Genomic DNA, 24,412 nt, shown 5'->3' with positions numbered 1-24,412 from the left:
GCCTCGAGGCTCAGGTCAGCCGCAGCCGGACCACGAGCGGCCGGTGGTCGCTGTTGAAGTCCGGCAGCACCCAGTGCCGCAGGAACTCCATCCGCCCCTCACGCCGCGCGGCCCGGTCGACCCAGACGTAGTCGATGCGTCGCTGGAGCTCGGGGTAGGTCGGCGGCGTCCGCGCACCGAGCGCCTGGTACGACGAGATCGCGACCCGGCCCAGCATCCGGATCGGGCCGCCGGGCGAGCGCTGCCGGGCGTCGGCGCGGGCGTCGAAGTTGAGGTCGCCGGTGCCGACCACCCACCGGCTGCCGACCCGGCTCCAGGCCCGGGCGATCCGCGCGAGGTGCTGGCGGGCCCGCGAGGCGTTCAGGGTGGCGGCCCACCGGCCGGGCACGCCCTCGTCCTCGATCATCGTCGGCAGGTGGGCGTCGAGCACGGTGAGCCGCCGGCCGCTCTCACGGTGCTCGAGGGTGACGATCGCGATCCGGCGGCCGGCGAAGGGGAAGCGCCCCTCGTCGGGACGGACCCCGGGGATGCCGTAGACCAGCTTCGAGCGCACCAGCCGGAACGTGTCGGCCCGCCACGAGACCGCCAGCTCGGAGATGTCGCCGCGGCGCTCGAAGGTCGCCGTGCGCCAGCCCGGCAGCGAGCGCAGCACGGAGCGGAAGTGCTGGGCCTCCTGCCAGCCGACGACGTCGACGGCCGGGTCGGCGGTGAGCCGGCGCGCGTCGGCGCGCGCCTGCTCCGGGGTGAGCAGCCGGAGCATGTTCATGCTGGCGACGCCGATGTCGACCGCCGGCTGGAGCGGCGCCGCGTCGGCTCCGGTCGCGGCCCGGCCGCCGCGACCCGACGTCTCGACCCGGCGGACGAGGCGCGGCTCGATCGAGCGGGGCGTGGCGGCGGCGCTCGTCGGTGGGTCGGCATGGACGGCCGACGGCCCGGCCGACGGCCCGGGCGGGTCGTCGGCGACCGCCGGCGCGACCAAGACGCCCAGCACGGTGACGAGCAGCAGCAGCGGCGGCGGGCCCGCCCAGGCGGCACGCCGTCGCCGTACGTCGTCACGGCGCCCGCGACGGACCCGTCGGACCACGCGGCTTCCCCTCCGGCTCGGTCGATCGACGCTGATCACGCTAGCCCCGAGAGCCCCTCCCGCCCCGGAGGCCACGCCGATGTCCGGCCCGGGGGCCGCTGTCTGGCGCGGGCACGCGAGCCAGTAGCGTCCCAGGGGTGACCACCGCGCATCCGACGTACGACCAGCTCGCCGCCCTGCCCTCCTACACCGCCCAGGCCGTGCCGGCCGCGTTCGAGGACATCAACGGCCACCTCAACATCCGGCACTACGTCGGCATCGCGAGCGAGGGCCTCGACGAGTCGCTGGTCGACGTGGGCATCCCGCAGAACTGGCCGACCGTGGCCGGGCAGGGCGTGTTCACCGCGGAGCACCACATGACCTACCTGTCCGAACTGCGCACCGGCGACCGGATCTCGGCCCGGGTGCGGCTCGTCGGCCGCTCGGCCCGCGCCGCCCACGCGGTCGTCTACCTCCTCGACGACACCCACCAGCGGCTCAGCTACGCGATGGAGGAGATCTTCCTGCACATCGACATGGCGAGCCGGCGCACCGCCGCGTGGCCCGAGGACGTCGCGGCTGCGCTCGACAAGCGGATCGCCGCGGAGGCCGCGCTGCCCTGGCAGCCCGCCCTGTCGGGCTCGATGGCCCTGCGCTGACCCCGACCGGTGGACCTGGCGGCGCTCCTCGGCACCTGGTCGCTGACCCGCGTGGTCCACGACCGGCGCACGGGTGAGCGCCGCGACGTCACCGGGACCCTCACGCTGACCGCCGAGTCGCCGCGCCGGATCCGGTGGGTCGAGGCGGGCACGATGAGCTGGCCCGGGCACGAGGTGCCGGTCGAACGGACGCTGTACGCCGACCTCGAGGACGGCGGTTGGATCGTGCGGTTCGCCGACGGGCGCGTCTTCCATCCCTGGACGGTCGGCGCCTGGGTCGACCACGCGTGCGCGCCCGACCACTACCGGGGCCTGGTCGAGGTGACCGGCGACCCGGCCGAGGCGTGGACGGTCACCTGGGACGTCACGGGGCCGGAGAAGGACTACCGGATGGTCACCGTGCACGACCGGCGGCGCTGACCGTCCCCGCACCCGTCACTCGGAGGGCGGGATGACGCCGTTGCGCAGCCCCCAGGCGACGGCCTGGCTGCGACTGCCGACGCCGATCTTGCGGTACGCCGAGCGGATATAGGTCTTCACCGAGTTGATGCTCACGAAGACCCGGTCGGCGATCTCCTGGTTGGTCAGGCCCTGGGCGATCAGCGCGAGCACCTGCTTCTCGCGGTCGCTGAGCCCGACGTGCCCGTGCTCGGACCGCCCGACCCCGGCCGCTGCCTCGACCATCGCCAGGATCTGGTCCACCCCGCCCCGCAGCGGCACCCAGCCGACCGCGCCGGTGCGCCGCAGCAGCTCGTCGATGTCCTCGGCCCCCGGGCGGTCCGCGTCGTGGAGGACCACGTCGGCCTCCCCGCCCGCGACCACGACGACCCGGTCGGAGCGTGCGGTCAGCATCGTTCGCAGCCCCTCCTCGACGGTCTGGTCGGGGCTGGCGATGGCCAGCCGGAGGGGACGCCCGGGCATGCCCGAATCCTTTCGGGACAAGGCCCGTCCGAGCCACCCGGACTCACCACCCGAAGGGGTGAAAGTGCAGGTGAGACAGGTCTCTCGCGCGCGTCGCGGCGCCGTCAGTGGTCGCGCAGGGCGCGAATCAGCTCGGCCTTGGTCATCGACGAGCGGCCGTCGATGTCCAGCTCCGCGGCGCGACCGCGGAGGTCGTCGACCGTCCACTCGTCGTACGACGGGGAGCGTCCGCCCCGCTTGCCGACCTCCTGTCGAGAGGAGTTGGCGGCGGCGTTCGCGATCGCGGCGGACTTCTGCTTGCTGTTGCCCTCGCCGCGGAGCTTCTCGTACAGCTCGTCGTCCTTGACGCTGGGGCCGGGCTTCTCGCCACCGGGCATCGCGATCACCTCCGTTGCGGTCGGACCGTCTCCGTACCCGCGGTCGCCCGCGGCATGCGGGCCGGCCCTCACGCCGCCCGGCTGAACTCGCATGGCGGGACGGCGGGCGTCTCGGCCGGAGCGGGGGCGGCACGGAGCTCGCGGACGGCGATGACGAGCCCGGCGACGGCGGCGACGATCGCGACCGCGGCGACAGCGAGGAAGGCGTAGCCGAGAGCGACCAGGGTGGTGTCGATCATGAGGTCCTCCTGGGTTGCCGGGTCCGCGGTGGCGGGCCCGGATCGGTGCGTCGGGGTTCCGACCGACCCACCGTGCCCCTGGCCCCTTGAGGTCCGCTGGGAGTCGACTGGGAGCCTCGCCGACGTCGCCCGGCGGCGGGGGTGGCGGGCTCCTGACGCAGGCGCGGGTCAGGTGTGCCGCTCAACCACCGCCACCGCCCGTGTCACGACCCACCGCGGCGGATCGGGTCAGAACGGGAACGGGCGCGAGGCGTCGCGCGTCGTCACCCACTGCAGCTCGGTGAACTCGTCGACGGCGAAGCCGACGCCGAAGCTGCCCCACCCGCTGTCCTTGGTGCCGCCGAAGGGCATCTGCGGCTCGTCGTTGACCGTCTGGTCGTTGACGTGCACGATGCCGGCATCGAGTCGCCGGGCGACCTCCATGCCCTGGGCCGCGTCGGCGGCGAGCACCGCGGCGTTCATGCCGAAGGCGGAGGCGTTCGCCCGGCGCACCGCCTCGTCGCGGTCCTCGACCGCGTCGATGACCACGACCGGCCCGAAGGTCTCGTCGAAGGCCAGCTCGACGTCGGGCGGCACGTCGACGAGCACGGTCGCCGGGTAGCACGGTGGTCGCGCCTCGCCTCCCGCGAGCACCCGGGCGCCGTGCGCGACGGCCTCCTCGACCCGGCGGGCGATGGTGGACAGCGCCCAGCGGCTGATCACCGGGCCGATCACCGTCTCCGGGTCGGCAGGGTCGCCGACCGGCAGGCTGGCGGCCCGGGCGGCGAAGCGCTCGGAGAACTCCTCGGCGATGGGGCGCTCGACGTAGATCCGGCGCGCGCACATGCACACCTGCCCCTGGTGCACGAACGAGCCGAAGACGGCGGCGTCGACCGCGTAGTCGAGGTCGACCCCGTCGAGCACGATCAGCGGGTTGTGGCCGCCGAGCTGCAGCAGCATCCGCTTCAGGTGCCGGCCGGCGGCCTCGGCCAGGCGCCGGCCGGTCGTGGTGGACCCGGTGAAGTTGATCCGGCGCACCAGCGGGTTGGCGATCAGCTCCTCGCCGACGAACGCCGCCTCACCCGGCCCATGGGTGACCAGGTTGAGGACGCCCGGGGGCAGCCCGGCCGCCACGAAGACCTCGGCCAGCAGCGCCCCGCAGGCGGGGGCGTGCTCCGACGGCTTGAGGACCACGGTGTTGCCCAGCGCGATCGGCCCGGCGACGGCGCGCGAGGAGAGCGTCAGCGCGGCGTTCCAGGGTGCGATCGCGCCCACCACCCCGACGGGCCGGCGTACGGCCATGGCCCGGGTCCCGGGCAGGTCCGAGGGCAGCAGCTGGCCCTGGGACGCGTACGGCAGCGCGGCGGACTGGCGCAGCAGCGAGAGGGCGAACTCGAGCTGGATGTCGGCGAAGTGCCGGGTGCAGCCGGTCTCGTGGGCGAGCAGGGCGATGACCTCGTCCCCGCGGCGCTCGAGCTCGTCGGCCGCCCTCAGGAAGATGCCCTGCCGCTCGTGCGGCAACGACGCCGACCACGGGCCGAACGCCTGCTGGGCGGCCTCGATGGCGGCCCGGGTGTCGTCCTGGTCACCGGCCGCGACGGTGGCGACGACCTCGCCCGACCACGGGCTGACGCTGTCGAAGACGCGCCCGTTGCGGGAGTCGATCCACTCCCCGCCGATGAGCTGGCGCACGTGCTTGACCCCCGCCGGTGGTTCCGATGGACGGCCCCGCGTCCCGCGATCCGGAACGCTCACCCGAGGTACCCCATCCGCTGGGAGATCTCCTGCGCCGTGCGCCGCAGCGGGGTCTGCAGGCGGGCCACGACCGCCTCGACGGTCGCGTTCCAGGCGCTCAGGTGCACCGCGATCCCCACCGCCGCCACCACCCCGCCGCCGTGGTCGCGCACCGGCACCGCCAGCGACCGGAGACCGGCGGCCAGCTCCTCGTCGTTGACGGCGAGCCCGGTGCGCCGTACCTCGGCCAGCTCGGCGGTGAGCTGCTCGCGGGCGGTGATCGTCTTCGGGCCCCGGCGGGCCAGGTCGATCCGGTCGACCGCGGCCCGCACCGCGGCGGGGTCGCGGTAGGCGAGGAGCGCCTTGCCCATCGACGTGCAGTACGCCGGCAGCCGCGTGCCGACCTGCACGTTCAGCTCGATCCGGAACCCCGCGCGGGTGGGCCGCCGGCGGTCGACGTACACGATGTCGGCACCGTCGAGGATGGCCATGCTGACGGTGTGGTTGGTCTCGTCGGCGAGCGCCTGGAGGGCGCGGCCGGCCACCTTCGTGAGCTCGAGCGAGCTCACCGCCGCGACGCCGAGAGCGATCGCCGCGGGACCGAGCTCGTACTTGCGGGTCTCGGGGTCCTGCTCGAGGTAGCCGAGCGCGACGAGGCTGGCGACGTAGCGGTGGCAGGTGCTCTTGCTCAGCTCGGTGGCGCGGGCGATCTCGACCAGCCCGAGCGGGCGCCGGTGCTCCGCAAGGGCGGTCAGCACGGACAGGCCGCGCTCCAGCCCCGCGGCGCCCGCCCCCGCCGGCTCGGCGATCCTCGCGACCATGCCCGGACAGTACTGGAACCGGGTTCGCTGTCATGGAACACCCGTTTGACGGGGCACCCGGCGCCCCGGAGCATCTGCGGCTCAGGCATCCGCCGCCCACGATCCCGCGCACCCGCCGACCCGCACCCACGGAGGAGTCCCCGCATGACCGGCCTCGACGCCCTCACCCTGGTCGGCGCGGCACACGCGATCCGCACCGGCGAGCGCACCTCGACCGAGCTCACCGAGCACTTCCTCGCCCGCATCGAGGAGACCGAGCCGGCGGTGCACGCCTGGACCACCGTCGACGCCGACGGCGCCCGGGCGGCGGCGCGCGCGGCCGACGCGGCCGTGGCCGGGGGCGCCCCGCTCGGGGCGCTGCACGGCGTACCGCTCGGGGTGAAGGACATCGTCGACACCGCGGGCCTGCGCACGACGTACGGCTCACCGCGCTGGCTCGACCACGTCCCGGACCGCGACGCGACCGCCGTGGCCCGGCTGCGGGCGGCCGGCGCGGTCGTACTCGGCAAGCACGCCACCCACGAGCTGGCCTGGGGCGGGCGGACGGACAGCGCCCGCCTCGGGCCGACCCACAACCCGCATCGCCGCGACCACATCCCGGGCGGCTCGTCCGGCGGGTCGGCGGCCGCGGTGGCGGTCGGCAGCTGCCTCGGCGCGATCGGCACCGACACCGCCGGCAGCGTCCGGATCCCGGCCGCGCTGAGCGGCTGCGTCGGCTACAAGCCCGGCCGGGGCCGGGTCAGCCTCGCCGGGGTGATGCCGCTCGCGCCGTCCCTCGACCACGTCGGCGCCCTGGCCCGCACGGTCGAGGACGCCGCCGCGATCGTGGCCGCCATCGCGGGCCCCGACCCGGCCGACGCCCGCACCGAGGCGCTCGCGCCGGAGGACGACCCGGAGCTCGACGTCCGCGGTCTGGACGTCGCGTTCCTCACCGGCTGGCCGACGCACCCGCTCGACGCCGGCGTCGCCGCGGCGTACGCCGAGACCCGCCGCCGGGCCGTGGACGCGGGCCTGCGGGTGGGCGATCGCGAGGTCGCCGGCGAGGCCGGCGCGGCCGAGGCGCTGCTCACCCGGATCCTCGCCGAGGCGGGCGCCCGCCACCGCCCGACGTACGCCGAGCGGCCGGACCTCTTCGGCGCGGACCTGGCCGAGCTGCTGGCACTGCCGGCGCCGACGCCGCGCGAGCTGGCCGCCGCCGAGGCGACCATCGCCCGCACCAGCGCGCAGCTGTTCGGCCTGTTCGCCGACCACGACGTGCTGGTGCTGCCGACCGTCGCGGTGCCGGCCCCGCCCATCGGCGCGACGACGGTGGCCGTCGGCGGCGAGCACCAGCCGGTCGAGATCGCGCTCACCCGGCTCACCAGCCCGTTCAACGCCGCCGGCCTGCCGGTGGTGAGCATCCCGGCCGGCACGGTCGACGGCCTGCCGGTCGGCGTCCAGGTCGTCGCCGGCCCGGGCGCCGACCGCCGAGCGCTCGCGGTCGCCGCCGCCATCGAGGCCGGAGCACTCGACTAGAACGTGTTCCTATTTCCGCCGCGGCCGCCTACAGTCCCGGCATGACGCAGTTCTCCCGCGCGGAGCTCGAGACCGCCTTCCAGGACTACCAGGACGAGGTCGACCGGATCGCCGGCAGCGGCGACTGGGCCCGGTTCGCCGACCTGTTCACCGAGGACGCGACGTACCGCGAGCACGCGTACGGCGACTTCACCGGCCGCGAGGAGATCCGGCGCTGGATCACCCGCACCATGTCGGCCTTCCCCGGCAGCGCGATGCCGCACTTCCCGATCGCGTGGTACGTCGTCGACGAGGAGCGCGGCCGGATCGTCTGCGAGGTCTACAACGAGATGCACGATCCCGGGGACGGGCAGCCGCACGGCGCCAGCAACCTCACGATCCTGACCTACGGCGGCGACGGCCTGTGGTCGGGCGAGGAGGACGTCTACAACCCCGCGACGTTCCTGCGGGCCACGCAGCAATGGTGCCGGGTGGCCCGGGAGCACGACCGGATGACGCCTGCCGCCGAGGCCTGGATGGCGGCCTTCGGCGGCTGACGCCCACGCGCCGCTCAGGCGCTCCGCTCGCTCCTCGGGATGGTCAGCGCCAGCACGCCGCCGAGGACCGCGGCCGCGGTGGCGACCAGGAAGCAGACCTTGAAGGCGTCCTCGGACGGCAGCCCGGTGCCGCTGATCGTCAGCCCGGTGAGCACGGCGGCCATGACGGCCGCGGCGATCGTGGTGCCGACCGAGCGCATCAGGGCGTTGATGCCGACCGCCGAGGCGGCCTCGTTCATCGGGACGGCGTCCATGACGAGCGTCGGCATCGCGGCGTACCCGATGCCGACACCCGCGGAGCAGACGACGGACGCGACCAGGATCTCCCAGGGCGCGTCCATCAGGAAGAACGACAGCAGGTAGCCCCCGCCGAGCACGAAGGCCCCCAGCGCGAGCGCGTACTTGGCGCCGAAGGTGCGCATGATCCAGCTCGAGACGGGCGCGAGCGCCAGCATCATCAGGCCGCCGGGCGCCATCCAGAGGCCGGCGGCGAGGATCGACTGCTCGAGCCCGTAGCCCGTGGACTCCGGCAGCTGCAGCAGCTGCGGGAAGACGATCGCCTGGGCCATCATCCCGAAGCCGATCACGATCGCGGCGATGTTGGTGAGCAGCACGGGACGGCGAGCGGTCACCCGCAGGTCGCAGAGCGGGTCGCGGCGACGCAGCTCGTACCAGCCCCAGACCAGCAGCACGACCACGCCCGCCGCGATGCAGCCGACGGTGCGGCCCGAGGTCCAGCCCCAGTCGTTGCCCTTCGAGACGCCGACCAGCGTGGCGACCAGGCCGACGGCGAGGCCGATCGCGCCGCCGACGTCGAAGCTGCCCTCGTGGGCGTCGTGGACGTGCGGGACCAGGAGCCAGGTGCCGAGGCCGACGACCAGCGCCAGGCCGGTCGCCACCCAGAAGAGCCCGTGCCAGTCGCCGCTCTCGGCGATCCAGGCGGACAGCGGCAGGCCGATCGCGCCGCCGACGCCGAGCGTCGCGCTCATCGCCGCGACGGCGGTCGTCGCCATCGCGGGCGGCACCACCTCGCGCATCAGGCTGATGCCCACCGGAATGAACCCCATCGCCAGGCCCTGCAGGGTCCGGCCGGCGAGCACCGGCGCGAGGCTGGAGGAGAGCGCGCAGATCAGCGAGCCGGCGAACAGCAGCACCGAGCTGCCGACCAGGACCCGCTGCTTGCCGAAGAGGTCGGCGAGGCGGCCGGCGATCGGCATCGCGACCGCGCCGCCGAGCAGGGTCGCGGTCACCACCCATGACGCGTTGGCCGGGGTGGTGTGCAGCAGGCCCGGCAGGTCGGGCTGGATCGGGATGACCAGCGTCTGCATGAGGGCGACGCTCATGCCGCTGAAGCAGAGGACGACGACGGTCAGTGCCGCCGCGCGTCGTCCCTGGTCGACCAGCGGCTCGACCTCCTCCGCAGTCGCGGTCGTCTTGATCGTGTCCGTCACTCGCCCTCCGTCCGTGCTGCGGCGCGGCTCCGGGTCCGGAGCCGATGTGCATCATACATATGTACTCTGCACATCGGCGGTACCATCCATCACGTAGAGGCCCCGCGGAGCACAGGCACGCCTGATCCGCAGGACACGCAAGGAGGACCATGGCCGGGAAGGCCGCCCCCGACCGGGCGCAGGCATCGCTGCTCGACGACCTCGCCGACGAGCTGCTGCGCTTCAGCAAGCGCCGGCACGCCGGCATCGAGGGCACCGAGCTCGACACCTCGGCGTTCAAGCTGCTCTGGGTGCTGGCCGACGAGCGCCCGCGCACGCTGCGCGAGCTGGCCGAGGAGCTCGACCTCGAGCTCTCGACGATCAACCGGCAGGTCAACGCCGCCGTGCGCGCGGGGCTGCTGGAGCGGTTCTCGGTGCCGGACAGCCCGAGCAAGCCGGTGCGCCGTACGACGGCGGGCCGGAGGTCCTACGAGCACGACTCCGCCGTGCACGCCGACCTGCTCCGCTCGGTGCTCGCCGAGATGGGCGCGACGTCCGCGCGCGAGCTGATCAGCGGACTGCGCGCGTTCAACGACGCGTACGAGCGGCGGCCGCCGCGGCGCCGCCGGGACTGACCCCGGCCCCGGTCGCCGTCCCACCACGAGGACCGGCGGCTTGCCGGGCACCCCGCGGCGCACCGTAGGGTCGGGGCGTCATGGATGCCACGCCCCCGCCGGTCACCGCGCCGGAGCTCGCCACCGTCGACCAGGAGATCGGCTCCGACAGCGCAGCGGTCATCCACTCGCTGGCCTCTCGCCTCGAGGACGCCGGGCGGGTCAGCGACCTCGATGTCTTCGTCGAGGCGGTGCTGGCCCGGGAGGCGCTCGGCTCGACGGTGCTGCCGGGCGGCATCGCGATGCCGCACGCCCGCAGCCATGCCGTGACCGCGCCGTCGGTGGCGGCCGGCCGCCTGCCCGATCCGGTCTCGTTCGCCTCCGACTCCGACCCGGTCCGGCTGGTGCTGCTGATCGCGGCGCCGGGCGACGACTCCCCCGGCTACCTCGAGCTGCTGCAGAGGCTCGCGACCGCGTGCGTGCTGCCGGCGTTCGTCACCGATCTGGCCGAGGCGGAGACGCCCGGGGCGCTGGCCGACCTGGTCGGCTCGGCGGTCGCGCAGCACTGACCCGACCGCCCGGCACCGGCCGCGCGGGCATCCCCAGCGCGACGGTCATCGCGAGCACCTCGTCGGGGTCGTCCAGGCGGTCGCCGTAGAGGTCGCGCAGCTGGGCCATCCGGTACCGGACGGTCTGCGGATGGACGACCAGCTCCGCCGCGACACCCTCGCGTCGTCCCTGGTGACGGAGCCAGGCCCGCAGCGTCTCGACCAGCTTCTCCGCGGTGGCCGGCCGGACCTCGGCGAGCGGCGCGAGCACCCGGACCCGGAGGTCCTCGCGGGCCCGGGCGTCCGAGGTCAGCACCAGCTCGGCGAGGTGGAGGTCGGTGTCCGGCCCGAGGCCGAGTCGCCGGGCGCGCGACGCGCGCTCGTAGGACCGGCGTACGTCGAGCCAGGCCACAGCCTGCCCGGCCGTCGCGTCGTGGCCGCCGAGCGCGCGGAGCAGCACCGCGCGCCGGCGGTCGTGCATGTCGGGGACGAGCAGCAGCGTCGTGCCGTCGGCGAGCTCGGCGGCCTCGTCCAGCTGCAGGGTGCCGCCGGGCAGCAGGCCCAGCACCGACCGGGCGTGCGCCTCGGGCACCAGCACGGCGGTCAGGGTCGTCGGGATCGCCCAGCCGGCCTCCTCGGCGGCGGCTCCGACCACCTGCTCGCCGGTGCCGAGGAGCAGCTCGCGACCGAGCCGCTCCATGCGCCGCCGCCGGATCCGGCCCAGCGTGGCGCGCTCGTCGGCGTGCCCGGCGACGGCGGCGGCCGAGAGCTCGTCGATGTAGGCGAACACGAGCTCGGCGAAGTCGACGAGGACGGCGGGCTCGACCCGGTTGGCCACCGCCGCCGTCGACAGCTCGCGCCAGGCGACCCGGGCACCGATCCGGAACGCCGCCAGCAGCGCCTCGGTGGACCGGCCGCTCCGCGCCTCGCCCCGGCCGAGCTGGTAGGAGCCGGCCGCCGCCGGCGCTCCCGGCGCTCCCGGATCCGTGCTCCGCCGGCCGCTCGCGAGCGACAGGAACCCGCCGAGCGCGAGCTCCACGGCGTTGCGGATCGTCTCGGCCATCCGGCTGTCGAAGGCGTTCGTGTAGCTCGGGACCTCGCTGATCACGGCGCTCATGACTCGCTCGGACACGTGCGGCAGCTGGGCGCGCATGGCCGCGATCGCTCCCGCCGGGAGCCGCAGGCCGTGGTCGGCCGCGCGCCGTGCCACCTCGCTCAGCTCCGGCTGGCGACCGCTAGATCGACCAGTGCATGCCGCCGTCGACGCTGACGGTGTCGCCGGTGACGTACGACGCGGGTCCGGACGCCAGGAAGGCCACCAGGGCCGCGGCCTCCTCGGGGGTCCCGAACCGGCCGGCCGGGATCCGCCGGCGGATGAACTCCTCGCGGCCCTCCGCGGTCGGGAAGGCGCGCTGGACCTGCTCGCTGTCGACGCGCCCCGGCGCCACGCAGTTGACCGTCACCCCGGCCGCCGCGACCGTGCGCGCCAGCGCCTTCGACCACAGGATGCAGGCGGCGACGGCGGCCTGGGCCGCGGACACGACGGCGGGCTCCAGGAGCCCGACGAAGTTGACCACCCGGCCCTGGCCGCTCGCCTCCAGCATCGGGAGCACCGCCTGGGTGAGCCGACGCTTGGCGTGGAAGTTCAGCTCGAACTGCCGGTACCAGAGCTCCTCGGTCAGCACGTCGCCCGCCTGTTCCGCCGCACCGGCGGCGTTGACCAGGACGTCGAGCCGACCGTGGCGCTCGGCCACCGCGGCGGCGACCCGGTCGGCACTCTCCGCCGCAACGAGGTCCGCCTCCAGGACGTCCGGGCGTGCCCGGCCCGACCCCGCGATCTCGTCGGCCAGCTCCTCGAGCTGGGCGCGGCGCCGGGCGACGAGCACGACGTGCGCACCCTCGTCGGCGAGCGCCCGGGCGGTCGCCCGGCCGATGCCGGCGCTCGAGCCGGTCACCAGGGCCACCCGGCCGTCCAGCTGCAGGTCCATGTCAGAGGCCGACGATCTCGGCGTAGCGGCGCATCTTCTTCTCGTAGTCGTCGTCGCCGATCCGGGGCGAGACCACGACCTCGTCGATGCCGAGACGGAAGGCCTCCTCGATGTAGGCGCGGTCGTCCTCCCAGTCCTTCTCCGTGGTGCCCTTGCTGCGCCGGCCGACCTTGAGCGAGAGCTCGGACATGTCGCGACCGGCTGCCTCCATGGCGACCGAGAGCTTCTCGGTGAAGACCTTGATGTCCTCGTGGGTGCGGCTGTACCCGGCCCACCCGTCGCCGTACTTCACGATCCGCTCGAGGGTGGCGCGACTGTTGCCGCCGACGATGATCGGCAGCCGCGGCTGGGCGGGCTTCGGGAAGCAGTAGAGCGGCTCGAACTCGACGAATTCGCCGGAGAACGACGTCAGCTCCTCCTCGGCCCACAGCTCGCGGATCGCCGCGAGGTACTCGTTCATCCGCTCACCACGCCGCTCGAAGGGCACGTCGAGCGCGGTGTACTCCTCCTCGGACCAGCCGACGCCGACGCCGAACTCGAAGCGGCCCCCGCTGAGCTGGTCGACGCTGGCGACCTGGCGGGCGGTGACGATCGGGTTGCGCTGCGGCACCACGAAGACGTAGGTCCCGATCCGCAGGGTCGTCGTCGCGGCCGCGATGGCCGAGGCGAGCACCAGCGGGTCGTGCACGCCGAGCATCCGGTGCACCTCCTGGGCGCCGCCGGACTCGTAGGGGTACTGGGAGCGGTAGCTGGGGAAGAAGACGACGTGCTCGGGGAGCCACACGGAGTGGTAGCCGATCTCCTCGATCAGCTGCGCGGCGTCCATCGACCACCGGCCGTCGCGCGGTCCGGCGCCCGGGAAGAGCTCACTGATGCCCAGGTTCATGCCATCACCTCTGTCGTGTCCGTGCCGACCGCACCGGCCAGCTGCTCCTTGAGCACGTGCTTCATCACCTTCATGCCGGAGTTGCGGGGCAGCTCGGCGAGGAAGAAGACGTGCACCGGCTTCTTGTAGCCGGCCAGCTGGGTGCGGGCGAAGGCGCGGACGTCGTCCGCGCTCACCTCGGCGCCGGTCCGCAGCACCACGGCGGCGGAGACCGCCTCGCCCCACCGCTCGTCGGGCAGGCCGAAGACGGAGGCGTCGACGATCTCGTCCATCTGCACCAGGACCCGCTCGACCTCGGCCGGATAGACGTTGGCGCCGCCGCTGATGATGAGGTCCTGGGCACGGCCGGTCAGGTAGAAGTAGCCGGCCTCGTCGCGGAAGCCGAGGTCGCCGGTGAAGTACTCGTCGCCGCGGAGCGCGGCCGCGGTCTTCTCCGGCTGGTTGTGGTAGCCGGAGAACATCGTGTCGGCCTCGATCACGAGCTCGCCGACCTCGCCGTCCGGAACCGTCTCCCCGTCCGGGTTCGCCACTCGCATCGTCGAGGTCGGCAGCGGCCGGCCCACCGAGGCGAAGATGTCCCGCGCACCACCGAGGCCGCGCCAGTCGCTCCGGTTGGTGATCGTGATCGGACCGACGACCTCGGTCATGCCGTAGGTCTCCACCAGCCGGTCGTCGATGAGCTCGACCAGGTCCGAGGCGAGCTCGGGCGGCAGTGGTCCACCGGAGTGCAGCACCGACTGCAGCGTGTCGAGCGCCCCGGGGTGCAGGCGCAGGGCCTCCATCAGGCCGGGGATGAGCGGAGTGAGCCCGAGCGTGAACGTCGAGCGGTTCTCGACCATGTGCCGGCCCCACTCGTCGGGGGTCGCGCCGGGGATGAACGAGACGGTCCCGCCGGTGTAGAAGTGCGGGAAGATCACGCCCCACAGGCCGGAGACGAAGGACCAGCCGCCGGGGAACGCCGCGTGGCCCTGGAGCGGGAAGCGGTAGGCGTAGGGCACGAGCTTGATGCAGTTCGTGACCGCGCGGTGGCTGACCAGGACGCCCTTGGGGAAGCCGGTGGTCCCGCTCGTGTAGCCGACGAGGGCGATGTCCTCTGGCCGGACGTCGGCCTCGATCGGGTCGGCGGCCGCGGCGCCGAGGGCGGCGTCGAACGACTCGGCGCCGGCGGGCGGCGCGTCGTCGACGGCGAGCCACGCGGCAAGCGACGCGGTGGTCGTGAGGGCGGCGGCGACGGGCGACGCGCCGTCGGTGTGCACCAGCGCCACCGCGCCGGAGTCCGACAGCACGTAGTCGACCTCGGCGGCGGTGAGCCGGTCGTTGACGTGGACCGCGGTGAAGCCGCCCAGGGCGAGGCCGACGTACACCTCCAGGGACTCGACCCGGTTGCCGAGCATCGCGGCCACGGACTGGCCGGGGCGGACCCCACGGTCGCGGAGTGCATGGGCGAGCCGCCACCCGCGGTCCACCACCTCGCCGAAGGTCCGCTGACGGCCCTGCGAGACGATCGCGACGTTCCCGTGGAACCGGCGACCGGCATTGGCGAACAGTGCTCCGAGCGAGTCGGTCATGAGTGCTCCTTGAGGTCGAACAACCGAACTGCGTTGCCAGCAAGGAGGAGCCCGAGCTCCTCGGCCGAGAGGACCGGCGCGCCGCCGTCGTACGGCGCCGCGAGGTCTCGCACCATGCTGATCCACCGCACCAACTCGTCGCCCTCGGGGTCCTCCCGGGGACCCCGGATGATGTCGGAGCCGAAGACCAGACGATGCGCCCCGATCTGCTCCTTCATCAGGCGCACCCGGCGCCGGAACTCCGGGTAGTCCCGCTGCGCCAGCCGCTGCCACAGGGACAGCTCCAGGTAGGCGTGCTGCCAGCCGGTCGCGCAGTCGAGCGCCTCCGCCCACCACGCCTCGATGCCGGCGTGCGCGAAGGAGACCCGCAGCGTGGGGTACGCCGCCAGCAGCGCGCCGATCTCGGCGGGGCGGCTGCGGATCGTCTGGAGGGGGTCGCCGCCGAGCGGGCTGCAGTGCACGACGACCGGCAGGTCGCGCTCGCGGAGCGCCTCGAACAGCCAGGCGTGGTCGGGGTCGCGCAGGTCCCAGCCCGCGGCCGGGTAGAGCTTGACGCCGCGGCAGTGCGGATGGGCGACCGCGGCCTCGAAGAGCGCGCGGGCGTCCGCGTGCCGCGGGTCGAGGCCCGCCGCGAAGTAGAGCCGGCCCTCGTGCTCGTCGCAGAGCTGCTCGTACCGGGCGTTCAGGCTCGCGATCGGCAGGTGCTCGCCGGCCGGGGCCCCCACGACGGTCCAGTCGACGACCGGCACCACGCCCGCCTTGACGCCGGCCCGGTCGAAGGCCGCCATCGTCAGCCGGGCCTCGGGGTCGCTCTGGCCGCGGGAGACGTGGGCGAGGATCTCCTGCGGGTCGCGCTCGGGCAGCCGCCGGCCCGCGCCCTGCCGCGCCCAGGCGAGGCGCAGCCCCTCCGGGAGCCAGGAGGCGTCCCAGACGTGCAGGTGCGCGTCGATGACGAGGTCCGACACCCGGTCAGCCCCTCGCCAGCACGTGCACGCTCGACGCGGCGGTCAGCCAGTCGACGACCCCGCCACCGATCTGCACGACGGCCCGTCGCGGATCGAGCAGCTGGAGCTCGCCGGCCTCGCCGCGCAGCTGCTGCACCACGTCGTGGATCTGGGCGAGCCCGCTGGCGCCGAGGGCGTGGCCACGACCGACCAGACCTCCGGAGCGGTTGACGGGCATCGCGCCGTCGGCCTCGGTGACGCCCTCCATCGCCCACTTCTGCTCGTCGCCGGGCCGGCACAGGCCGACGTCGGTCCATGCCATCAGCTCGTAGGCCACCGACGCGTCGTGCACCTCGGCGAGGTCCATGTCCTCCGGCCCGAGCCCGGCCTGCTCGAACGCCGCGTGCGCCGAGGCCTCGACGGCGTTCGGCGCGTCCGGCTGGTCCTGGGGCGGCCGGGTCGCCATCCGCGAGGCGAGGATCTCGACCGCGCGCGGCGAGGCGACGGCCTCGGGGCGGCTGGTGACGACCACGGCCGCCCCGCCGTCGCTGACCGGGGAGCTCATCAGCACCGTCAGCGGCTCGACCACGACGCGCGAGGCCAGGACGTCCTCGACGGAGGCACCGAACCGGCGGTGGGCGAAGGGGTTGAGGCGTGCGCTCTCCAACGACCGGGAGGCGATCCGGGCCAGGCCCTCCATCGTCACGCCGCGCTCGTCGAAGAGCATCCCGGCCAGTCGGGCCTGGCGGTCGACGAACGGGCTGCGCTCCTGGCCGGCTCCGTCACCGGTGGCGAAGCCGGCATCGACGTCCATGCCGGCGGCGTACGCGCTGAACGTGCGCTGGCGGTCCTCGTGGTTGGCCTTCTCGACGCCGAGGGCGAGGACGGTGTCGTACATGCCCGACGCCACCGCCATCCAGGCGAGGTGCAGGGCGTTGCCACCCGAGGCGCAGGCGTTCTCGACGTTGTGGATCGGGATGCCGGCCAGTCCGAGGGGGTAGCCCACGACCTCGCCGCGGATGCACTCCTGACCGGTGATCAGCCCGGCCAGGGCGTTGGAGAAGAACATCGCCTGCACGTCGCGGACGCCGATGCCCGCATCGGCCAGCGCGGCGTCGACCGCGACCCGGCCGAGCTCCTTCATCGAGGTGTCGAGGAACTTCCCGAACGGGCTCATCCCGACACCGCTGACGACGACCTTGCTCACGAACAGCTCCTCACTGCGAAACGATCGGTGGGATCGGCCAGGCGGCGCTCACGCCGCCGTCGACCAGCAGGCTCTGGCCGGTCACGTAACCGGCGTCGTCGCTCACCAGGAAGGCCACGGCACCGGCGGCCTCCTCGGGGCGACCCTCTCGGCGCATCGGCACGACCGCCGCCCGGGCGTCGCCGTTGCCGTCGCCGAACTCGCGCCGCACCAGGGCGGAGTCGATGTTGCCGAGCACGACGGCGTTGGAGCGGATCCCCCGGTCGGCGTACCGGACGGCGACGTGACGCATCACGGCCAGCTGCGCGGCCTTGGTGGCCTCGTAGGACAGCGACCGGCGGCTGCTGAACACGCCGGCGGTCGAGCCGACGAACGCGAAGCACCCGCGCCCCTGCTCGAGCATCGGCACCAGCGCAGCCTGGGCCGTCAGCCAGTGCGAGCGCACGTTGACGTCCGAGGCGAGCTCCCAGTCGTCGAGCGACTGCACCTTGACCGGCTCGCGGCCGGAGACGCCCACGTTGCACACGACCACGTCGAGCCGGTCGCCGAACTCGACCGCGGCGCGGACGGCCGCGACACACGACTCCGGGTCGGCGGCGTCCACCTCGACCGCGAGCCCGGCCCCGTCGAGGTGGTCGACGGTCGCCTGGGCCCGTCCGAGGTCCTTGTCGCCCACCACGACGAGCGCGCCCTCGGCCGCCAGGCGCAGCGCGATCGCCCGTCCGTTGCCCATCGGCAGCGCCTCACCCGGGCGCGCCGGGCCGTCGCTGCCGCCGCCGAGCACGTACGCCACCCGGCCCTCCAGCCGCTTGCCCTCCATGTCAGTAGCTCCTCGGCAGGCCCAGCACCTGCTGGGCGATGAAGTTGAGCGACATCTCCTGGCTGATCGGCGCCAGCCGCATCACGCGGGCCTCCCGCCAGTAGCGCTCCACGTGGTACTCGAGCGCGTACCCGAGTCCGCCGTGGGTCTGCATCGCCCGGTCGGCGGCGTCGTAGCCGGCGTCCGCGGCGAGGTACTTCGCGATGTTCGCCTCGGCCCCGCAGGACAGGCCGGCGTCGCAACGCCCCGCGGCGATCAGCGTCATCTCCCAGGCCGCCTCCAGCCGGGCGTGGGAGTCGGCGAGCGGGTGGCTGAGCGCCTGGTTGCTGCCGATCGGGCGGTCGAAGACCCGCCGCACCTTGGCGTACTCCGTGGCCCGCCGCAGCGCGGCGTACCCGATCCCCGTGGCCTCGGCCGCGATCAGGATCCGCTCGGCGTTGAGCCCGGCGAGGATGTGCTTGAAGCCCTTCCCCTCCTCGCCGACGAGCCGCCAGCCCTCGACCGGCAGGTCGTCGTAGAAGGTCTCGCACGTCGCGACCGCGTTGCGCCCGGTCTTGGGGATCGGCCGGATGTCGACGTGCTCGGGGTCGAGGTCGATCAGGAAGAGGCTGAGCCCCTCGAACCGGCGGGCCTCGTCGTCGGGCGCGGGCGCCGTCCGGGCCAGCATCAGCGCCACCGAGGACTCGAGCGCCTTGCTGGTCCAGATCTTCTGACCGCTGATCCGCCACCCGTCGCCGTCGCGGACCGCGCGGGTCTTGATCTTCGAGGTGTCCGTGCCGGCGTCGGGCTCGGTCACCGCGAACGCGACGTGCAGGTCGCCCGCCGCGGCCGCCGGGAGGAAGGTCTCCTTGAGCCGCTCGTTGCCGTACTTGATCACCGGCTGCAGGCCGAAGACGTTCATGTGCAGCGCGGTACAGCCGTTCATCGCCGCACCGGAGGCGGCCACCTCGCGGAGCAGGATCGCGGCCTCGGTCACCCCGCGCCCACCGCCGCCGTACTGCTCCGGGATCGCGACGCCGACCCAGCCGTCCTTCGCCATCGCGTCGAAGAACTCCCAGGGGAACCGGTGCTCCCGGTCGCACGCCGACCAGTAGTCGTCGTCGAACTCCGAGACCCGAGCCCGGATCGCCTTGGCGATCAGCTCGTGGTCCGGATCGCGCAGCTCACGCACCTGCCACCTCCTGTTGCACTCACTGAGAGTAAAGCAAGTGCTTGATTCTTATCAAGCACTTGCTTGCGATGGATCGGCCCGGCCGCCATCAGCGGTCGATGCCGTAGACGTCGAAGGCGTGCCGGGTGTCGCAGTACTCGCGGATCTCGGCGAGTCGGCCGCCCTCGGCCCGGAGCACGAAGACATAGCGGTTCTGGTAGGTGCCGCCGTCGCGGTGCCCGCCCTGGCCTCGCACCTCGACGGCGAGCAGGCCGCTCTCGTCGTACGCGTCGTCGACGACCACGCGGTGCGCCCGCAGCGCGAGGCCGTCCGGGAAGGTCGTGCGCAGCCCGCCGATCCGCGGCGCCCGCGCCGTCACCGGCACCCGCCCGACGACCACGAGGTCGGCGTCGGGGTCGGCCGGCGCCTCGGGTCCCGCCGTACGCAGCCGGCCGCCGTCGGCCCACCAGGTGGCCTCCGGCGTGCAGACCGCGAGGAGGCGGTCGCCGTCGGCGGCCTCCAGGCTGGCCAGGAACTCCGCCGCCAGCCGCTCCGCGGGATGGCTCGACGGGCCGAGGTCGCGCAGCACGTCACGGTCGGGCGGCGGCGCGACCGACCGGCGGTCGAGGTTGCGGCCGTCGAAGACCGCAGCACTGTGCGCCGTGTCGAGGTACTCCCGCAGGCCGGTGACCAGCCCGTCGGCGACCGACATCACGAAGCAGTAGCGGTTCCGGTAGGGCCGCTCCCCCAGGAACAGCCCGTCCCCCTCCACCTCGAGCACCGCGACATCGCGGCCCGCGAAGGAGCGGCGGACCAGCTGGCGTACGCCGCCGGGGAAGCGCTCCGGGACCGACGCCAGCAGGTCGCACTTCTCGTGCGCCGGCATCAGGCCGTGCAGCGGCCACGGCCGGTCCGGTCCGGGGTCGACGTCCGGGTCACCGGCCGCGCGATCGGTCCCGGTGTCGACCCACCACGTCCCGTCGGGCGCGAACCAGCGCCGTACGCCGTCCGCGTCGTTGCGGTCGAGCTCGGCCATCAGGCCGAGGGCCGCGTCGAGCGTCGTCGTCATGACTGGCTCCGGTCAGCTCGCGCCCGCCCGGTCGCCGTCCGAGAGCATCTGCACCAGCACCGCCAGCTCCTGCTGGAACGACGTCATCACCTCGGCCCGGGCCGGGTCGTTGATCTCGTCCCAGCCGTCGCGCAGGCTCTCGGGGGAGAGGTCGCGCGCGAACAGGCCGGGGGTCTGCGCCACCACGACCCGGGCGACCCGGCCGCCGCCGACGTTGTAGACCTCGCCCGTCGTCGGGCACTCCTCCGCCGCCAGCCACGCCACCAGCGGCGCCACCAGGACGGGGTCGAGCTGGTCGGCGAGGTCGCCGAGCAGGTCCTCGGTCATCCGGGTGCGAGCACCGGGCTCGATCGCGTTGACCTGGATCCCGTGTCGGGCGCCCTCCAGGGCGAGCGTCTTGGTCGCACCCCAGATGCCGGCCTTGGCCGCGGCGTAGTTGGTCTGGCCGAAGTTGCCGAAGATGCCGGCCGCGGACGTCGTGTTCACGATCCGGCCGTATCCCTGCTCGACCATCACCGGCCAGGCGGCCTTGGTCATCCACAGCGTGCCGTGCAGGTGGACGTCGAGCACGGCGTCGACGTCCTCGCGGGTCAGCTTGGCCATCGTCCGGTCCCGCAGGATGCCGGCGTTGTTGACCAGGATGTCGAGGCGGCCGAAGCTCTCGGTCGCGAGCCGGACGATCTCGGTCGCGCCGTCGAGCGTGCGCACGTCGGTCGTGTCGACGATCGCGGTGCCGCCGGCGGCGCGGATCTCCTCGACCACCTGCTCCGCCGGGGTGGCCTCGGCGCCGCCGCCGTCGAGCGACCCGCCGACGTCGTTCACCACCACGGCCGCGCCTCGCGCGCCGAGCAGCAGCGCGTGCGCCCGTCCGAGCCCGCGTCCGGCACCGGTCACGACGGCCACCCGTCCGTCCAGCCTGATCTCGCTCATCGTGTTGGAAGCTCCTTCTCGTGGTCGATCGTGGTCGGCCGACGCGTGGTCAGCCGAAGAGTGCGGACATGACCTCCGGCCGGCCGCGGACTGCCTCCGCGGTCCCGTCGGAGACGATCTGGCCCCGCTGCATCACGTAGACGCGGTCGCTGACCGCGAGCGCGAGCTCGGCGTTCTGCTCGACGAGCAGGATCGTGGCGCCGGCCAGGTGCAGGGTCTCGATGGTCTCGAACAGCACGTCGACGATCGACGGCGCCAGGCCCATCGACGGCTCGTCGAGGAGCAGGACGTCGGGGCGGGTCATCAGCGCCCGGCCGAAGGCCAGCATCTGCTGCTCGCCGCCGCTCATCGACGCCGCCAGCTGGTTGCGCCGCTCGGCCAGCCTCGGAAAGAGGTCGAACACCCGGGCCAGCTCCTCACGCTGCTGGGCCTTGGTGCTGCGGCCGCTGTACGCCGCGAGCTCGAGGTTCTCCTCGACGGTCAGCGGCGGGGCGATCCGCCGGCCCTCCGCGACCAGCGCGACGCCCGACCGGACCACCTTGTGGCAGGACCAGCCGGTGATGTCGCGACCGCCGACGTGGACCGACCCGCCGGACGGCTTGTGCAGCCCGGCGATGCTGTTGAGCGTCGTCGTCTTGCCTGCGCCGTTCGAGCCGATCAGGGCGACCAGGGTGCCCTGCGCGACCTCGATGTCGACGTCACGTACCGCTTTCACCGCGCCGTGCGCGGCGGAGAGTCGCGATACGCGCAGCATCGGATCGTTTCCCAAAGTAGGCCTCCTTCACGTCGTCCTGTTCCAGGCACCACGTGGGTGCGCCTTCGGCCAGCAGCGCGCCAGAGTTCATCACCGAGACCGACTCGCAGAACTCCTCGACCAGCCGCATGTTGTGCTCGATGAGGATGAGGGTCAGCCCGAGGTCCCGGAGGTCGAGCAGCAGGCGGCCGACCTCCTCCGACTCCGCGTCGTTCATGCCCGCGGTCGGCTCGTCGAGCAGCAGCACCCGCGGGTTCGTCGCCAGGGCGCGGGCGATCTCGACCCGGCGCTGGTCGCCGTACGACAGGGTCTCGGCGAGCGCGGACGAGCCCGCCCGGACGCCGACCTTGTCCAGCAGCTCGGTGGCCCGCTCGCGCATCTCGCGGCGCTCCCGGCGCTCGCCGGGACTGAACAGGATCGCCCCGGCGATCGTCGAGCTGCGCTGCATGTAGGCGCCGGCCACGACGGTCTCGAGCACGGTCAGACCCGGGAACAACCGGATGTTCTGGTAGGTCCGGCCCACACCCTGCCGGGCGATCCGGAAGGGCTGCATCCGGGTGACGTCCGCACCGAACACCTCGATGCGACCGGCGTCGGCCTGGATGAATCCGCTGACCATGTTGAGCACGGTGGTCTTGCCGGCGCCGTTCGGCCCGAGGATGCCGTGGATGCGGCCGCGCGGGACCCGGATGGTGACGTCGTCGACGGCCCGCAGGCCGCCGAATGCCTTGGTCAGCCCGACGATGTCGACCGCCAGCTCGGTGCCCGGCTCAACGGTGTCGCGGTCGGGGAGCAGCTGGGTCATGAGGCCGCCTCGGCTCGCGCCGGCCCGGCCACGTCGGTGGGCTCGGGCCCGTCGTCCGACGGCGAGCTCGCTCGCGAGCGCCACCATCGCGCCTTGAGCAGCCGGAGCCGGCGTACGTCGACGAGGCCACGGGGCATGTAGATGATGATCAGCACGAGCAGCACGCCCGTGACGACCCGGTCGTACTCGCCCATCGGCTCGCGCAGCAGCTCGGGGAGGATCGTGAACACGACGGCTCCGACGATCGGGCCGAGCCAGTAGAACGCGCCGCCGAGCACGACCGCCGCCAGGCTGACGAAGCCGAGGTGGGTGTAGAAGGTGTCGGGGCCGATGTACTGCAGGAAGCTCGCCTGGAAGACGCCGGCGGCACCGCCGAGCGCTCCCGACAGCATGAAGCCCACGAACTGGATCCGGCGCGGCGAGATCGCCAGCGTCTGGGCCACCGCCGGGTCCTCGCGGACGGCGTCGGCCGCCAGCCCGAAGCGCGACCCGGCGAGGCGCGACATCACGTAGCCCGCCACCACGAGCGTGCCGATCAGCCACGCCCAGGTCCCCAGGTCTCCGGGGACGAGCGTGCCGGTGGCGCCGCCGGTGTACTCGGGCAGGTTGAGGATGACCACCCGCCCGATCAGCACCATCGCGATCGTCGCCATGGCCAGGTAGTGACTCTCGAGCCGGACCAGCAGGCCGGCGGTGACGGCACCGAGACCGGCACCGAGGGCGACGCCGATGATCAGGCAGAGCACGGGTGAGAGACCCGTGACTCCGGCCAGGTAGCCGAACGTGAACGCGCTGACGGCACCGAAGAAGATCGGCGCGAGGCTCAGCACTCCGGTCCAGAGCGAGGCGTAGATGGCGAGGGCGAACAAGGCGTTGACCCCTGCGAACTGCAGGGTCGTCAGCCAGGCCGTTGTGCTCACGAGGTTTCCTCTCCGGGGGTCAAGCCCTGACGAGCTGTCGCTCGCCGAACAGGCCCTGGGGCCGGACGACGAGGACCAGCAGCAGGACACCGAACGTGATGGCGTCGCGGAAGCCCGAGGAGATGTACTGGGCGCTCAGCACCTCGAGCACGCCGATGGCGACACCGACGAGCGCGGCGCCGCGGATGTCGCCGTAGCCACCGACGACGACCGCGGCGAAGCCCTTCAGGAGGAGCGCTTCACCGAGACTGGACGAGACGTTGTTGTCGGACAGCGCGGCGAGGATGCCCGCCAGGCCGGCGATCGCCGCCGCGAGGAAGGCGACCGTGACGAGGGTGCGCCGCGCGTTGACGCCGACGATGGTGGCCGAGCGCGGGTCGACCGCCACGGCCCGCACCGCGGCACCGAACCGGGTGTGGGTGAGCAGCACGTGGATCGCCGTCACCACGAGAACCAGCGTGATGACGCTGATCACCTGGGCCGGGAGCATCAGCAGGCCGAAGAGCCGGATCGGCTCGGTCGGCACCGACTCCGTGGGGTAGCTCGTGGCCGCCGGGCCGCTGAAGGCTTCGGCGAGGGTGAGCAGGACGATCCAGATCCCGATGCTCGCGATGATCGGGGCGAACACCCCGGCGTTGCGCCGCCGTAGCGGCTCGAACGCCAGCAGGTCCGACAGCACGCCGAGCAGACCGGCGAACGCGACGCCGGCCACCAGCGCGAGCCAGAAGTTCATGCCGTGCTCGGACACCAGCCAGTACGACGACAGCGCACCCCACGTGGCGAACGTCCCGTGCGCCACGTTGAGGATGCCCATCTTCGCCAGGATCAGCGAGAATCCGATCGCGAACAGGGCATAGATCGACCCGAGCGCGATCCCATTGACGAGCTGCTGGGCAAGCAGTTGCACGTTCGGTCCTCCGTCCCCACGAGCAGCG

27 protein-coding genes are annotated in these 24,412 nt (G+C 73.5%); 6 read left to right on the top strand and 21 right to left on the bottom strand.

What is annotated here, in order from left to right; translation table 11 throughout:
- Positions 1 to 10: 10 nt before the first annotated feature.
- The gene (locus KM427_RS03525; protein WP_215526281.1) at positions 11 to 1,084 is read right to left on the bottom strand and encodes an exonuclease/endonuclease/phosphatase family protein; all 1,074 of its coding nucleotides are present in this window, start codon (positions 1,082 to 1,084) and stop codon (positions 11 to 13) included.
- A gap of 137 nt (positions 1,085 to 1,221) precedes the next feature.
- Between KM427_RS03525 and KM427_RS03520 the strand changes: the two genes are divergently transcribed.
- Together KM427_RS03520 and KM427_RS03515 are read left to right on the top strand one after the other, a co-directional pair.
- Positions 1,222 to 1,722: a thioesterase family protein gene (locus KM427_RS03520; protein ID WP_215526280.1), complete on the top strand. Its 501-nt coding sequence runs from the start codon at positions 1,222 to 1,224 to the stop codon at positions 1,720 to 1,722.
- Between the two features lie 9 nt (positions 1,723 to 1,731).
- Positions 1,732 to 2,142 (top strand): DUF6314 family protein, encoded by a 411-nt coding sequence (locus tag KM427_RS03515; RefSeq protein WP_215526279.1) that lies wholly within the window; start codon positions 1,732 to 1,734, stop codon positions 2,140 to 2,142.
- A gap of 15 nt (positions 2,143 to 2,157) precedes the next feature.
- Here KM427_RS03515 and KM427_RS03510 read toward each other — a convergent pair whose 3' ends face one another.
- The 5 genes from KM427_RS03510 to KM427_RS03490 all read right to left on the bottom strand — a co-directional run bounded on the left by KM427_RS03510 (position 2,158) and on the right by KM427_RS03490 (position 5,793).
- Complete coding sequence (locus KM427_RS03510) at positions 2,158 to 2,643, bottom strand: response regulator transcription factor (RefSeq protein WP_215526278.1); 486 nt, start codon at positions 2,641 to 2,643, stop codon at positions 2,158 to 2,160.
- 104 nt (positions 2,644 to 2,747) lie between these two features.
- Positions 2,748 to 3,020 carry a DUF7218 family protein gene (locus KM427_RS03505; protein ID WP_183592645.1) on the bottom strand — a complete coding sequence of 91 codons (273 nt, stop codon included), beginning with the start codon at positions 3,018 to 3,020 and terminating at the stop codon, positions 2,748 to 2,750.
- A 68-nt stretch (positions 3,021 to 3,088) separates the two neighbouring features.
- Positions 3,089 to 3,259 (bottom strand): hypothetical protein, encoded by a 171-nt coding sequence (locus KM427_RS03500; protein ID WP_215526277.1) that lies wholly within the window; start codon positions 3,257 to 3,259, stop codon positions 3,089 to 3,091.
- 228 nt (positions 3,260 to 3,487) lie between these two features.
- On the bottom strand, positions 3,488 to 4,930 hold the full coding sequence (locus KM427_RS03495) for an aldehyde dehydrogenase family protein (RefSeq protein ID WP_215526276.1): 1,443 nt from the start codon (positions 4,928 to 4,930) through the stop codon (positions 3,488 to 3,490).
- Positions 4,931 to 4,989: 59 nt separating this feature from the next.
- Positions 4,990 to 5,793, bottom strand: a complete 804-nt coding sequence (locus KM427_RS03490; protein WP_215526275.1) for an IclR family transcriptional regulator — start codon at positions 5,791 to 5,793, stop codon at positions 4,990 to 4,992.
- Positions 5,794 to 5,937: 144 nt separating this feature from the next.
- Between KM427_RS03490 and KM427_RS03485 the strand changes: the two genes are divergently transcribed.
- Together KM427_RS03485 and KM427_RS03480 are read left to right on the top strand one after the other, a co-directional pair.
- A complete protein-coding gene (locus KM427_RS03485) occupies positions 5,938 to 7,308 on the top strand; it encodes an amidase (protein ID WP_215526274.1) in 1,371 nt (456 codons plus the stop codon).
- A 41-nt stretch (positions 7,309 to 7,349) separates the two neighbouring features.
- Positions 7,350 to 7,844, top strand: a complete 495-nt coding sequence (locus tag KM427_RS03480) for a nuclear transport factor 2 family protein (protein WP_215526273.1) — start codon at positions 7,350 to 7,352, stop codon at positions 7,842 to 7,844.
- A 14-nt stretch (positions 7,845 to 7,858) separates the two neighbouring features.
- Here KM427_RS03480 and KM427_RS03475 read toward each other — a convergent pair whose 3' ends face one another.
- Positions 7,859 to 9,295 (bottom strand): MFS transporter, encoded by a 1,437-nt coding sequence (locus KM427_RS03475; protein ID WP_183592639.1) that lies wholly within the window; start codon positions 9,293 to 9,295, stop codon positions 7,859 to 7,861.
- A 149-nt stretch (positions 9,296 to 9,444) separates the two neighbouring features.
- Here KM427_RS03475 and KM427_RS03470 point away from each other — a divergent pair, with 149 nt between their 5' ends.
- Positions 9,445 to 9,909, top strand: coding sequence for a MarR family transcriptional regulator (locus tag KM427_RS03470; RefSeq protein WP_215526272.1), 465 nt, complete (start codon positions 9,445 to 9,447; stop codon positions 9,907 to 9,909).
- A gap of 80 nt (positions 9,910 to 9,989) precedes the next feature.
- Positions 9,990 to 10,457 carry a PTS sugar transporter subunit IIA gene (locus KM427_RS03465; RefSeq protein ID WP_215526271.1) on the top strand — a complete coding sequence of 156 codons (468 nt, stop codon included), beginning with the start codon at positions 9,990 to 9,992 and terminating at the stop codon, positions 10,455 to 10,457.
- Here KM427_RS03465 and KM427_RS03460 read toward each other — a convergent pair.
- The 14 genes from KM427_RS03460 to KM427_RS03395 form a co-directional block, all read right to left on the bottom strand.
- Positions 10,384 to 11,646: a PucR family transcriptional regulator gene (locus KM427_RS03460; RefSeq protein ID WP_252275014.1), complete on the bottom strand. Its 1,263-nt coding sequence runs from the start codon at positions 11,644 to 11,646 to the stop codon at positions 10,384 to 10,386. The genes KM427_RS03465 and KM427_RS03460 overlap by 74 nt on opposite strands.
- A 25-nt stretch (positions 11,647 to 11,671) precedes the next feature.
- Positions 11,672 to 12,424, bottom strand: a complete 753-nt coding sequence (locus KM427_RS03455; RefSeq protein ID WP_215526270.1) for an SDR family NAD(P)-dependent oxidoreductase — start codon at positions 12,422 to 12,424, stop codon at positions 11,672 to 11,674.
- A gap of 1 nt (position 12,425) precedes the next feature.
- The gene (locus KM427_RS03450) at positions 12,426 to 13,310 is read right to left on the bottom strand and encodes an LLM class F420-dependent oxidoreductase (RefSeq protein ID WP_215526269.1); all 885 of its coding nucleotides are present in this window, start codon (positions 13,308 to 13,310) and stop codon (positions 12,426 to 12,428) included.
- Positions 13,307 to 14,878, bottom strand: coding sequence for a class I adenylate-forming enzyme family protein (locus KM427_RS03445; RefSeq protein ID WP_215526268.1), 1,572 nt, complete (start codon positions 14,876 to 14,878; stop codon positions 13,307 to 13,309). The genes KM427_RS03450 and KM427_RS03445 overlap by 4 nt, the downstream gene beginning before the upstream one ends.
- Positions 14,875 to 15,843, bottom strand: a complete 969-nt coding sequence (locus tag KM427_RS03440) for an amidohydrolase family protein (RefSeq protein ID WP_215526267.1) — start codon at positions 15,841 to 15,843, stop codon at positions 14,875 to 14,877. The genes KM427_RS03445 and KM427_RS03440 overlap by 4 nt, the downstream gene beginning before the upstream one ends.
- A 4-nt stretch (positions 15,844 to 15,847) precedes the next feature.
- Positions 15,848 to 17,029, bottom strand: a complete 1,182-nt coding sequence (locus tag KM427_RS03435) for a thiolase family protein (protein WP_215526266.1) — start codon at positions 17,027 to 17,029, stop codon at positions 15,848 to 15,850.
- Positions 17,030 to 17,039: 10 nt separating this feature from the next.
- The gene (locus KM427_RS03430; RefSeq protein WP_215526265.1) at positions 17,040 to 17,849 is read right to left on the bottom strand and encodes an SDR family NAD(P)-dependent oxidoreductase; all 810 of its coding nucleotides are present in this window, start codon (positions 17,847 to 17,849) and stop codon (positions 17,040 to 17,042) included.
- Between the two features lies 1 nt (position 17,850).
- The gene (locus tag KM427_RS03425; RefSeq protein WP_183592629.1) at positions 17,851 to 19,020 is read right to left on the bottom strand and encodes an acyl-CoA dehydrogenase family protein; all 1,170 of its coding nucleotides are present in this window, start codon (positions 19,018 to 19,020) and stop codon (positions 17,851 to 17,853) included.
- Positions 19,021 to 19,108: 88 nt separating this feature from the next.
- Positions 19,109 to 20,068: a nuclear transport factor 2 family protein gene (locus tag KM427_RS03420; protein WP_215526264.1), complete on the bottom strand. Its 960-nt coding sequence runs from the start codon at positions 20,066 to 20,068 to the stop codon at positions 19,109 to 19,111.
- Between the two features lie 12 nt (positions 20,069 to 20,080).
- Positions 20,081 to 20,998, bottom strand: coding sequence for an SDR family NAD(P)-dependent oxidoreductase (locus tag KM427_RS03415; protein ID WP_215526263.1), 918 nt, complete (start codon positions 20,996 to 20,998; stop codon positions 20,081 to 20,083).
- A gap of 49 nt (positions 20,999 to 21,047) precedes the next feature.
- Complete coding sequence (locus tag KM427_RS03410; protein WP_252275012.1) at positions 21,048 to 21,713, bottom strand: ABC transporter ATP-binding protein; 666 nt, start codon at positions 21,711 to 21,713, stop codon at positions 21,048 to 21,050.
- On the bottom strand, positions 21,697 to 22,557 hold the full coding sequence (locus KM427_RS03405; RefSeq protein WP_183592625.1) for an ABC transporter ATP-binding protein: 861 nt from the start codon (positions 22,555 to 22,557) through the stop codon (positions 21,697 to 21,699). The genes KM427_RS03410 and KM427_RS03405 overlap by 17 nt, the downstream gene beginning before the upstream one ends.
- Positions 22,554 to 23,477 (bottom strand): branched-chain amino acid ABC transporter permease, encoded by a 924-nt coding sequence (locus tag KM427_RS03400; protein WP_183592624.1) that lies wholly within the window; start codon positions 23,475 to 23,477, stop codon positions 22,554 to 22,556. Before KM427_RS03400 ends, KM427_RS03405 begins: the two co-directional genes overlap by 4 nt.
- A 19-nt stretch (positions 23,478 to 23,496) precedes the next feature.
- A complete protein-coding gene (locus tag KM427_RS03395; RefSeq protein WP_183592623.1) occupies positions 23,497 to 24,384 on the bottom strand; it encodes a branched-chain amino acid ABC transporter permease in 888 nt (295 codons plus the stop codon).
- Positions 24,385 to 24,412: the final 28 nt, after the last annotated feature.

The organism is Nocardioides sp. LMS-CY (assembly GCF_018732145.1).
Lineage (GTDB): Bacteria > Actinomycetota > Actinomycetes > Propionibacteriales > Nocardioidaceae > Nocardioides > Nocardioides soli.
The sequence above is the reverse complement of the archived record's forward strand: the minus strand, read 5'-3'. Positions and strand labels throughout refer to the sequence as shown.